The organism is Methanohalophilus mahii DSM 5219, from assembly GCF_000025865.1.
GTDB classification, from domain to species: domain Archaea; phylum Halobacteriota; class Methanosarcinia; order Methanosarcinales; family Methanosarcinaceae; genus Methanohalophilus; species Methanohalophilus mahii.
In genome coordinates this window covers 439,720-451,483 of the sequence record NC_014002.1, presented here as the reverse complement: position 1 = coordinate 451,483, position 11,764 = coordinate 439,720, and the positions used below count along the sequence as shown (strand labels likewise).

10 protein-coding genes are annotated in these 11,764 nt (G+C 40.5%); 5 read left to right on the top strand and 5 right to left on the bottom strand.

Annotation, left to right across the window (positions count from 1 at the left end):
• The first annotated feature begins 609 nt into the window (after positions 1–609).
• Positions 610–1,236, top strand: coding sequence for an FKBP-type peptidyl-prolyl cis-trans isomerase (locus MMAH_RS02135; RefSeq protein WP_245526242.1), 627 nt, complete (start codon positions 610–612; stop codon positions 1,234–1,236).
• A 319-nt stretch (positions 1,237–1,555) separates the two neighbouring features.
• On the opposite strand, the gene MMAH_RS10430 is transcribed toward MMAH_RS02135, so the two are convergent.
• Entirely contained in the window at positions 1,556–1,705 is a 150-nt protein-coding gene (locus tag MMAH_RS10430) for a hypothetical protein (protein ID WP_013036903.1), read from the bottom strand.
• A 3-nt stretch (positions 1,706–1,708) separates the two neighbouring features.
• Positions 1,709–2,071 (bottom strand): phage terminase large subunit, encoded by a 363-nt coding sequence (gene terL / locus MMAH_RS02130; RefSeq protein WP_048902082.1) that lies wholly within the window; start codon positions 2,069–2,071, stop codon positions 1,709–1,711.
• A gap of 114 nt (positions 2,072–2,185) precedes the next feature.
• Between terL and MMAH_RS02125 the strand changes: the two genes are divergently transcribed.
• The 4 genes from MMAH_RS02125 (at position 2,186) to MMAH_RS02110 (ending at position 9,413) form a co-directional block, all read left to right on the top strand.
• Positions 2,186–4,558, top strand: coding sequence for a PAS domain S-box protein (locus MMAH_RS02125; protein WP_172632568.1), 2,373 nt, complete (start codon positions 2,186–2,188; stop codon positions 4,556–4,558).
• A 354-nt stretch (positions 4,559–4,912) separates the two neighbouring features.
• A complete protein-coding gene (locus tag MMAH_RS02120; protein ID WP_013036901.1) occupies positions 4,913–5,422 on the top strand; it encodes a cupin domain-containing protein in 510 nt (169 codons plus the stop codon).
• 159 nt (positions 5,423–5,581) lie between these two features.
• Positions 5,582–6,415 (top strand): CbbQ/NirQ/NorQ/GpvN family protein, encoded by an 834-nt coding sequence (locus tag MMAH_RS02115; protein WP_048902080.1) that lies wholly within the window; start codon positions 5,582–5,584, stop codon positions 6,413–6,415.
• A gap of 7 nt (positions 6,416–6,422) precedes the next feature.
• Positions 6,423–9,413, top strand: a complete 2,991-nt coding sequence (locus tag MMAH_RS02110; RefSeq protein WP_013036899.1) for a nitric oxide reductase activation protein NorD — start codon at positions 6,423–6,425, stop codon at positions 9,411–9,413.
• Between the two features lie 5 nt (positions 9,414–9,418).
• Here MMAH_RS02110 and MMAH_RS02105 read toward each other — a convergent pair whose 3' ends face one another.
• From MMAH_RS02105 to MMAH_RS02095, 3 genes are all read right to left on the bottom strand, one after another.
• Positions 9,419–10,012 carry a GNAT family N-acetyltransferase gene (locus tag MMAH_RS02105; protein WP_013036898.1) on the bottom strand — a complete coding sequence of 198 codons (594 nt, stop codon included), beginning with the start codon at positions 10,010–10,012 and terminating at the stop codon, positions 9,419–9,421.
• Between the two features lie 105 nt (positions 10,013–10,117).
• Entirely contained in the window at positions 10,118–10,483 is a 366-nt protein-coding gene (locus MMAH_RS02100; RefSeq protein WP_013036897.1) for a DUF1641 domain-containing protein, read from the bottom strand.
• 10 nt (positions 10,484–10,493) lie between these two features.
• A complete protein-coding gene (locus MMAH_RS02095) occupies positions 10,494–11,684 on the bottom strand; it encodes an NAD(P)/FAD-dependent oxidoreductase (protein WP_013036896.1) in 1,191 nt (396 codons plus the stop codon).
• Between the last annotated feature and the right edge of the window lie 80 nt (positions 11,685–11,764).

Sequence of the window (11,764 nt, the reverse complement as noted above, 5' to 3'; positions counted from 1 at the left end):
TGAAAGTTATTTTATTCCCTCAAACAATTGGATACATTTTATATGTGTCTATAAAATATATAAAACCTTATTGCTATATGCTTTTGTATGTTTGATGCAAATGCAATTTTGTATGCAAACTACAGACTGCAAAATATGAGGAAATTCCTTATATTGATCGATCTGATTAAGATTAATAGTACAAAGTAGCATTAAACCAGTATTAACATACTAAATTTGTTGGAGTGTAGATGAGGAGATACGAGATAGGGGTAGAAGGAGCGGGTAAAAATAAAAGTTATTGTTGTGGTATGGTGGTAAAAATGCTGTATTGGAGTCTTACTTGGCCTTTAATATCTTATGACAAAACATTTTTTGATAATAATCTAATGTTGGACCAATGTTCCTCGCAAAGATCTTCACTTATTATATAGAGTAGTCGGTTTCATCACTTTCATTAACGTTTCTTCAAACTGTTAAAATACGATTCTATTCTCTTTCTCCAGATATTTATGATTTTACCACTTTATTAATTCATAATGCATGTCTAACAATTCAATTTATTATTTTTAAATTAATTTAATTCAGTAAATACCGAAAAAAGTATTAAATAGTTCTGCTTAGCAGAAAATGATGAGACCGAAAATCTTGATTACAACGATTCTACTGGGATGTATATTACTTTTCAGTGGATGTGCTGATGTGGACGATACTCTATCTGAAACAGTTGTTGAAGAAGGGGACACAGTAGCTCTGGATTTTACTCTGATGCAGGAGGATGGTACAGTTGTTGAAACATCCAGTGAAGATGTTGCTGCAGAAAATAATATCGAAGCAACTCCGCAATTACTTGAATTTAAAGCTGGTTCAGAACAAATGCTTCCCGGTATCAATGAGGGCATCATTGGTATGAGTGAAGGAGAAGAGGATACTCTGACATTATCTCCGGAAGAGGCATTTGGTCCTTATCAGGATGAACTTGTAGAATCAATGCCGATTGAGGAATATCAAAATGCTACAGGCACAAATGAGACTCCTGAGGTGGGGCAACAGATGATTACTCAGATGGGGACGGTTACGGTTAGCGATATCAATGATACTCATATCGAATTAGATGCCAACCCTCCACTTGCCGGAGAAACCATTGTCTTTGAATTTACAGTAGAGTCCATTGAAAAAGCGGATGATGCCAGTAATATTGGTGCAGAAGAGATGCCTGAAGAAGGCGTACCTGAAATGCCAGAAGAAGAGTTTTAAAACTACAATAAACAATATATAAATCAGAAATGTGTAATTTATAGGAGTATGTTCACTCCTGATTTACCGTTTCTGATTATTTTTTTGGTACAATATAGAGTTTTTCGATTAATATTAATATTCCAGAACTTCGATCGATTTTGTACGATTATTTCATATCTTATATTCCAAATTCTGAAGATATACACCGATTGAATAGAATATCTCCCACGCAACATCGTCCATGCGATTGATCCTGTTCCACATAGGTCCTGACTATTCACCTGAAAATATCACTTATGCACCACCTTTCAACCTCTTAATCACCCTTTCAGCAACTTCATCTACAGGCTCGGCCCCCTTTGCGTATCTCATACTCGGCAACAATATAATCGAGCACTTCACTCTTCTTGCATTTCTTTTCTTTCATGACTCTGTGGATAATGTATGCCGTACGCTGACCTACAGTTGTATGAAGTACCGGCCTCATTTTTTACCTCACCCTGGTTTTGATTAATGCCGATAGCTCGAGTTTGTCTGTTCTCTGCTTCACGGTCATCTGCACCGCAAAGGACAACATATCCACCTGATCGTCATCATGGGACCCGGTCGGAAAGGATAACAATTCATCCTCAAAATCTGCCAGCCACGGTCCGTGCATGAAATAAACTGCACCTGCTTCCATTCTTGCAGCTGCAGGCAAAGCCCGGGTAACCTTATCCCTATCGGCTTTGAGTTCCCTGACAGGCAAACCTTCCCGTACAAGCATCTGGTACAATGTCTTGCCAAGGTCAACCGATTCAACTGCCTGAAAGGCAGGATTCCAACGATGGTAAAACTGCTGGTCAAAATTCAATATCCACTAAAACAAGGATTGAAACCAAAAACACTGAAATTAACGCCAAATTTTATCCTATTGGTATTTATGCTTTAGACTGCATGTATATTTATTGAGGAATTTATGATGGTAATGAGAGGTTATTTTCAAAAATCATTTCTGGATAAAATTTCCGAGGGATATGCATATAATCGAATTATTTTAGATGAAAACGGAGTTCCTTGTGATTATGAATTTCTTGAAGTAAATGCTGCTTTTGAGAAACAGACTGGGCTTAAATGTTCAGACATTATTGGAAAAAAAGCAACCGAAGTACTTCCTTGGATTCAGGATTACTCTTTTGACTGGATTAAATTTTGTGGTGATATTGCCTTAAATGGACGGGATGAAAAAAATAAAACAATTTTTCACCCTCTTAGTAGATGGTATAAGGTGCACGTATACTCGCCTGAAAAATATCTTTTTGTTACACTTTATACCGATCTATCAAAAGATGAGGAAATATTCCACCGCTTGAACGATAATTCACAGGACATTATATTTCGTTATGAATTAAGTCCCGTACGTGGATTTACGTATGTAAACAACGCTGCAGCCTCAATAATTGGTTATACTCCTGAGGAGTATTATGATGATCCCGATATGTGTTTAAAAATCATCCATCCGGATGATAGGAAATTGCTTGGAGATTGTGTTCAAGGAAAAATTCCCCTACATAAACCTATTGTGTTGCGTTACATTCACAAAAACGGTCAGACAGTATGGATCGAACAACGAAATCTGCCAACTTATGATACGAACGGAAACCTGATCGCATTGGAAGGTATTGGGCGGGACATTACCGAACGCAAGCAGGCAGAAGATAATATATATAATGGATACGTGCGTGAATCCGCCATCAATGAAATCCTTCGCCTGTCCTTTAAAGATTTACCGATCGAACGTCTGCTTGAGAAGGCTTTGAATTTAATTCTTGACATACCTGATTTCGAACTTGAAAATGCTGGGGCTGTTTTCCTAGTGGAAGATGATGCAGACTGCCTGGTACTTAAGGCTTCACATGGACTAGCTGACCCACTTTTACGTAAATGTGCACGCGTGCCTTTTGGAAAATGCCTATGTGGACGTGCCGCATCCACCGAAAAAATGATATTTGCCGACAGAGTTGATGAATGCCATGATATCCATTATGAAGGTATGAAACCTCACGGACACTATTGCACCCCATTGCGATTCAAAAACCAAACTATCGGTGTCTTGAATCTTTACGTGCAAGAAGGTCATACCTACTCTGCCAAACTGGAACAGTTTCTCGTCAGCTCGGCAAACGCCCTGTCAGGAATTATCGCACGCAAGAAAGCCGAAGAAGATATCAATCACTATGCTGGTATGATTACATCCCTACTAGATTCCATTCCCGATATTATTTTCTTCAAAGATGTGAAGGGAGTTTATATGGGATGCAATCCCGCATTTACCGAGTTCGTAGGTAGGCCAAGAGAAGAAATCATCGGTAAAACCGATTACGACCTCTTCGACAAGGCTTTCGCAGATTTTTTCAGAAAACATGACGAAAGGACACTGGAGTTGCTGCAACCCCGGCACAACGAGGAATGGATTACATATCCTGATGGAAGAAAAATATTGCTCGACATGCTGAAAACACCATACAGAGGACCAGATGGCTTATTAATTGGTATTCTCGGAATTGGTCGTGATATCACCGAGCGCAACCGTGCAGAACAAGCTTTACTCAAAGGTAAATTAATAGCAGAAGAAAATGACCGTATGAAATCAGAGTTCATTACAAATATGAGCCATGAGCTGCGTACACCTTTAAATTCAGTAATTGGTTTTTCCGATGTACTATTGAAAGAAATAAAGGGAGAACTCAATGATTCACAGAAAAAATATATTTCCAATATTTCCAAAAGTGGCAGACACCTGCTTGAACTTATAAATGATATCCTGGATCTTTCAAAAATAGAAGAAGGCAAAATGGAGCTTCAGTGTGAAGATTTCGATCTTAATTCTATTTTAAGTGAAGTAGAATCTATATTTTCACCTCAAGCAGCTAAAAAAGATATAAATCTACAATTTGTATTATCTGAAAAAATCCCAAGGATCAAGGGTGATAAAATCAAAATCAAACAGGTTATATTCAATCTACTGACCAACGCTATAAAATTCACTCCAAAAAATGGTGCAATTTCAGTGATTGCAAAAGAAAATGATGACAATATAATAGAGGTGTCTGTTTCTGACACTGGAATTGGAATCCCTGAAGCCAAGTTAGAAGATGTATTTGATCCATTCATACAGGTTGATGCGTCCACATCCCGGAACTATGGAGGGACTGGAGTGGGGCTTTCTCTGGCAAAAAAATTTGTTCAAATGCATGATGGAAAATTCTGTGTGGAGAGTGAAGTCTACAAAGGAAGTACTTTTACGTTTACAATTGTTAATCAAGAGTATACTTCACAGAGTTCCTACTCTAAACAATAAATATCACAGTGACATCTGTAGATTTATGTATCCAGGCATGGACTGGCAATGTTGAATTACTCTGAACCAATGTTCATTCAAATGTTACTTAAAAACAAGGATCAAAAGGAAACTTAATCATCCTTAAAATAATACTATAGCATGAAGAGAGGCAAGGGAAACTTGTTGACGGCCACACACCGGGGCTTGGTTCTTTTCTGAATACACGATCCCGCAGAGGATGAAGAACTAACTTTTCCTTACGTTGTGCATTTATCCATATGCCAATCCCCATCTTTGGTATGTCCAAATAATAATGTAATAGTAATATAAGGTATACATGGAAGGACTATTGCAGTAAAAAAGGAAATAACCATGACCAAAGCTGATGAAATTATAGAATATCTTGATATGAGCAAGCACCCCGAAGGCGGGTATTTTAAAGAAACATACAGATCCGAGGAAACGATCAAACACAAATTTTTACCAGAAAGATTTACCATAAACCATGCGTTTTCCACGGCGATTTACTTTTTATTAAAGCAAGGCGAATTCTCAGCACTTCACACAATAAAGCAGGAAGAAATCTGGCATTTTTACAGCGGGGCACCCGTTGACATACATATGCTACATCCGGGTGATGTTTATGAATCGATTCATCTGGGAAACAACATATTAAACGGTGAGGTGCCCCAGGGTGTTGTACCTGCAGGTTCAGCCTTTGGTGCAACAGTGTGTGATAATACCAAAGACGACTATTCACTGGTTGGATGTACGGTTGCACCGGGTTTTGAATTTGAGGATTTCACACTGCATAAGAAAGACGAACTGCTGGAAAGATTTCCCCGTCACAGGAAGTTAATTGAATCATTGACAAGAGAATAACATTCGTCTCTTTTTAATGTGAATTCCTAAATTTCTATCTGATAATGCATCAATATAGGATTTATCAGGATAGGTACTGGAATAAATAATTCAAATTTTATAAAATAAACATACTCAACTTCCCACTACCTACATATAAATGAGAATACAGACATAAACATGGACACGATGAAAGCGATAAGTTACCAGGAGCAGCCTGTTGAAGAATACGTCATCAGAGAAAAGCCCTATTACGTCCCGGTAAAAGATGAAGTTGAAATTTTCACCGCTGCTTTTGAAAACAATCTGCCCGTCAACCTGAAAGGACCTACAGGTTGCGGGAAAACCCGTTTTATGGAATACATGGCGTACAAATTAGAACGTCCTCTTATAACGATAGCCTGCCATGAAGACCTTACAGCCAGTGATCTTATCGGGCGATTCCTCATAAAAAACGAATCTACCCAGTGGAACGACGGCCCCCTCACAAAAGCTGTCAAAAACGGTGCCATCTGTTACCTGGATGAATTCGTGGAAGCCAGGATGGACACAAGGGTTGTGATACATCCCCTTACTGACGACAGGCGGGTAATGCCAATAGATAAACTGGGGATAATACTTCATGCTCCTCCAGAGTTCATGTTAACTATTTCCTACAACCCTGGCTACCAGAGTGTCTTGAAAGACCTCAAACAGAGCACCCGCCAGAGATTCGTTGCCATAGACTTCGATTACCCGCCTGCAGACACAGAATATGAAATTGTGGCACATGAGAGCGGAATTGATATGGAAGACGCCCGGACTCTTGTGGATATCGGCCAGAAAATCAGGAACTTCAAGCAACATGGGCTTGAAGAGGGAGTAAGTACACGCCTGTTAATCTATGCAGGTATGCTTATCCGTTCTGGCATTGACCAAAAAGAGGCTTGCAGGGCGGCAATGATCAAACCCATAACTGATGATTACGAGCTCCAGAAAAGCATTGATGAAATAATAACCGCTATTGTGGAGTGAGGGTCTGTTGCCTGCAGATAAGAAAAGTCCTGCAATCAGGAACAAGAGGGTTGCAAATACATACGAGAAAACAAAAACAGAATTAATACCCCTGATGGATGAGGAAGTTTTTCATTTATGGCAATCAGTGATAAATATCCTGGCTGAAAAAGAAATAAAATGTGCTATTGAATTTACCCGAAAAACAAAAATTGTTTTCCCTGTAATTCCTTCCTGGCAACGTCTTAAACTGCTTATCACAACCCAGAAGTTCGCTGCCAAATATCCCCGCACATCCCTCGTCTTCTTTACTGATGCTCCTCTTGCAATGGCCAGTCTTGATAAAGCAGGCAGTCTTGATAAAACAGGGTTTGAAAGATGGGAAACTACAGCATTAAAACTGGCCGAAAAGGAAGAAGATGTTGCAATAATATTCATTCAAAGGACATCCAGATTACTAAATGATTTGGATCTGGATGAGATACTGGATTGGGTTGAAAGAGGCAGCGAACTTTTTTCCACCCGGCCAGAAGCTGTAGAATTATTCTTTGAGGGAACATTCAATGGGCTTGCAAATCACATAGGAAAAACCAGCAGAAAACAGAGGAAATGTTTGTTTGAAAGGGGTTTCAAACTTGCACTTACAAATCACAGGTGTGTGCAAAGCTATTTTGAAAAATCTCCTCCTGTAATCACAGAACTTCCAAAGGATGAATTTACAAAATGGGCAAACACCGGTGAAAAAATAGCAGAGGGGAGTACTTTTTACTGCAGAGAATATTACAATAACTCCTTTACCACCCTAAAAAGAATAAATCCTCTATTCTATGATTTGATCTTTAATAATGCACAATCCCTGCTGAAAAAAGAGCAATTGCTTGCAGGAATTTATTTTTCAAAACTCCAGGAAATCCTGCTGAGCATTCATCCTGAAGAACTAAAAACCTGGGTTAACACCGGCATCAAATTATTTGAAAAAGACCGGGAAATAGCAATACAGTATTTCCGCAATTCTGCCATCCTGCTCCAGGACCTGGAAATAACCGAACTTGAAGAATGGGCAATGAAAGGTCTTGAAATTTTTGAAAATAATTCTGCAGGAGCAAGATTGTATTTCTCCCTTAAATCAAAAAAATCCAGAGAATTCATAGAATATTTGATGAGCGGAGTTGCTCTTAAAAGAGTTAACAATATCCTGACATATTATGCATTAGGTATCTCAGGAATAAATTTTAACATTCGCTCCAGAAATCTCCTGCCAGAAGACCATGTAGATTCCATACAACCAGTAGTTTCCGGGAAAACCATCTACCTTGTACCAACAATGAAAGGATACGGGGATTTTGAAGATAATTTCATGATCTACAAACTAAGTGTAATGCATGAAGTAGGGCACCAGAAATTTGGCACTACAGGATATGCAACAAAATCATTTCTACCATTATTAAACAAAACATCAACAAATATTAATTCTACACACCTGGAAAAAATTGTTGCTTCTGGAGATGACAAAGATAACACGGTTAGTCTTAAAGATATAATCAGCCTGTTTCCGCAACCATCTCTTGCAGCAGATATCATGGGAATTGTAGAGGATGCCAGAATCGAGTATATGATAACCAGGGTTTACAGGGGTTTGCGCCGGGATTTTGAAAGAGTCAGGGAAAAGATGGTAAGAAACAGGAAAGTACCACAAAACCGGACTGGAATATTCATGGAAGCCCTTCTTTTATTATCTGTGGACCAGGAGCCACCATTGGTAATTGATGAAGTCACCAAAGATCTTCTGGAAAAAGCCAGGGTCCTCCTGGATTTGAAAATATTCCAGCCTCAATCTTTAACCATTGACTCTCTGGAAGTTACATTTGAAATATACGAAATGCTTGAAAAGAGTATCCTTCCTGAAAATCCCAGGCAGTATACCAGCATACAAAACCTTGAGTACCGGGGTGTCGGTCCCGGACTACATTCTGAAAATGAGACTGAGGGAAATGCAGGAAAAGCATTAGAACGCTTTATACCTCTGACAGAATGGGAGCTTGCTGAAAATGAGATCATACAGGAAAACATTCAGGCAGGACCAAAGTGTGCCCTGGCAAAAAACTGGGAGGTACTTAGCAGTTTTACCTACGATGAATGGGATAGCAGGTTGAGGGATTATAAATCCGGATGGAGTACCGTATATGAAGTCTGTCCGACTGGTAAATCCACCGATTTTTACCGGGACACCCTACAGAACTACATCCATGAAATTTCACTCATAAAACGTATATTCAGGATGATGAAACCGGTTTCATTTCGTAAGTTAAGAAGACAAAGCGATGGGGATGAAATCGATTTCGATGCGATTGTCGAAGCTTTCACGGACAGAAAATGTGGTATAAATCCCACAGAACGCCTCTATATACGCCGGGACAAACGTGAGAGGGATGTTGCCACACTTTTTCTTGTTGACATAAGTGCATCCACCAGAAAAAAACTGGATAATAGCAAAAGCATACTGGATGTAGAAAAGGAGGCACTTGTCCTGATGACAGAGGCCCTGGAAAGCATCGGGGATAAATATGCGATCTATGCTTTTTCCGGCGATACCAGAAATGATGTGGAATACTATACCATAAAAGATTTCGGGGAAGTTTTTTCAGAAAATGTTGAATGCAAAATCGATGCACTGGAACCCGCAGATAACACCCGTCTGGGTCCTGTAATCAGACATTCCATAACTAAACTGAAAGAAATTGATGCAAAAATTAAACTTTTGGTATTATTATCCGACGGTGAACCCTATGATTTTGGGATTGCAGACGGGAAATACGAGAATGAAGTTGCAATTGAAGATACAAAAATGGCAATTCAGGAAGGAAAAGCCCTTGGAATGCACTTTTTCTGTATAACCGTTGATTCAAAAGCAAGCGATTATATGCATTCGATATTTTCCGATGTGGGTTATACCATTATTGATAATGCAACTACCCTTCCTGAAAGACTTCCCATGCTCTATAACAGGCTCACCACCTGATCAATTCACTGACTTTTTTCTTTTTCAGAAATAATTTTCCTCAACATCTTCACAACCTGTGGCTCATCTCGTTGGGGTTTCAAGAATACAACCAACAGTGCAATCAATATCAAAAAGTAGTCTGACAATCTGTACAACAATTCAGGAGGATTGGCATAATCATTCGTGCAATCAGACACATGAGCTGTATTTACATCCAGTCCATAATACATATGTTCCTCATCCGAGCCGATCATACGGAAACCACATGAAACATAGAACCTGCCGGCAGCGTAGTGGTGTGGAGATCTATAAGAGGTAGTCACATAAACACGGCTGTATCCCTTATAGCGGGCATGCCCAATGATGCAATTAACCAATCTGTGACCGTGCCCCCTTTTCTGCTGGCGGGAAAAAAGAAGCAATATATAGATAGCATCCCTGGCCTCATATACATAAGCCACAGCCTCTCCCCAGGCAAACCGGCGGGAATGCATTGCAAATTCGCAGTCATGGAAATAGTCCAGCAGTGAGAAACTGTCATAGATTGCCCTGGAAGCATCGATGGCCTCCTTGCAACAGGCCACACGACCGATGTCCCTGTCTTCGGTTAAACGCATAAAACACCTTAAAATAAATTAGGAAGGCAGCAAGCATAAAGGTTGTGGTGGAAAAACAGAATTGAAGTGAAAAAAGAAAGGAGGAAAACGGGAAAGAGCGGAAAATTATTCCCCTATATCCTCCGAAGCCCTGCCAAGGGCTTTCAGGAATTCAATGGCTATCCCCAACCCTTTCTGGAAATCCTCATCTCCCATCTCACGAAGTGCACCATACATACCAACCTTAGGAGGGTTCATCAAAGCCTTGTCCAGACCGGGATCCTGCATACTCCTTTCCAGTACATCCACAAGATCTGTACTGGCAACTCCGTTGAGCAGTTTTAGCATGGGTGTCATCACATTTGCAACGCCGTGGACCGTTTCATCATTAAGGTAACTCTGCATGATACGGGCAGTCCTGACAATATCCACGAAGGCGTCGATGTCTGCCTGTGTCATTCCTATATTAACATTCTTTATATCTTCAGCCATACCAATCACCTCACATCAATGCCTTTATACTCATATCCCAGTGCAGGTAGTAATACATCCGGTACAGATACCAGCCAAGCTGAGTGGTATCGAACGACTGGGGCGGGTTCTTGTAACTCCAGGTAGCAATGTATGCTCTACCGGTATGAGCATCAGAGGCCATATCCGTAATTATCGGGCAGCCGGTCTCACCCTTGTACTTCGATTTGATATTGTTGCCATTGATCGTATTGATCAGATTGTGGGATACCACCTGTGCCTGATAGTGCGCACCGATTCCTGTTTTCAGGATGTCGGCCGGACCATTGTCCCCCACAATGTACACATTATCCTTATCCCCGAGCGGACCCCGATATTGCAAGGTTGTTTTATCCGCGTCAATCCACCCTTTCTCATCTGTAAGACCCGAATCCAGTACAGCCTTTTGTGGCTTATGTGGAGGAACTGTGATAAGCAGGTCATAGTTTTCCTGCCTGCCGTCGGTAGATTCAACCATCTTGTTTGAAGCATCAACCTTGCCAAGCTGGAACTGCCTGATGGCCTCAATTCCTTTTTCTTCAAGACGACCGGTAACCAGTTTATTAAACTCCGGCGGACCTATTGGTTCCATAGGCCAGAGAAGCGTCAGCTGCACATCATCCCTGATATTACGTATATCCCTCAGGTAACTCTCCAGCAAAAAGGAGAATTTCACAGGGGCACCCGGGCAGGGTATAGGCATTCTGGAAACCGAAACCACTATTCTGCCACCTTTGAAATTGCGGATAAGTTCCCCTACTTCCAGGGCATCGTCCATAGATGTATAGAATGTATTGAGATCATCTTCAAGACCCGGCACACCGGAAGCATCCGATCTTGCCCCCATTGCAATCACAAGATGATCATATGAATAATTTTTACCGGATTTGACAGTTACCTGCTGCCTGTTCAGGTCAATACCCGTGACTTCACCCTGATCCCCAAAACGACTCTTAATCCTGGGACTCAACGATTCTTTCCTCGGCCTGACCAGGTCCTCAGGGGTGTATAAACCAAAGGGCAGAAAAGTAAAACCACCCTGATTGACCCCCATATCGTTTTTGTCAAGCACTGTAATTTCAAGTTCACCCTTTGCAATTTTGCGCCTGAACTCACGGGCCAGTGTGTTTGCAATCACCGCACCCGCATAGCCGGCTCCAAGTATCAGTACTCTTTCTTTCATGACAATCGCCTGTTGCAATATTATTACAGTACTGATATTGGATACCAGCCCTATATAAATCAAATTAAGTACGGCTACTG

Bases quoted from the DNA above. Each gene is read 5' to 3' on its own strand.
- MMAH_RS02125 (WP_172632568.1), top strand. From the start codon at position 2,186: ATGAGAGGTTATTTTCAAAAATCATTTCTGGATAAAATTTCCGAGGGA.
- MMAH_RS02095 (WP_013036896.1), bottom strand. From the start codon at position 11,684: ATGAAAGAAAGAGTACTGATACTTGGAGCCGGCTATGCGGGTGCGGTG.
- MMAH_RS02105 (WP_013036898.1), bottom strand. From the start codon at position 10,012: ATGCGTTTAACCGAAGACAGGGACATCGGTCGTGTGGCCTGTTGCAAG.
- MMAH_RS02100 (WP_013036897.1), bottom strand. From the start codon at position 10,483: ATGGCTGAAGATATAAAGAATGTTAATATAGGAATGACACAGGCAGAC.
- MMAH_RS10430 (WP_013036903.1), bottom strand. From the start codon at position 1,705: ATGAGGCCGGTACTTCATACAACTGTAGGTCAGCGTACGGCATACATT.
- MMAH_RS02120 (WP_013036901.1), top strand. From the start codon at position 4,913: ATGACCAAAGCTGATGAAATTATAGAATATCTTGATATGAGCAAGCAC.
- MMAH_RS02135 (WP_245526242.1), top strand. From the start codon at position 610: ATGATGAGACCGAAAATCTTGATTACAACGATTCTACTGGGATGTATA.
- MMAH_RS02115 (WP_048902080.1), top strand. From the start codon at position 5,582: ATGGACACGATGAAAGCGATAAGTTACCAGGAGCAGCCTGTTGAAGAA.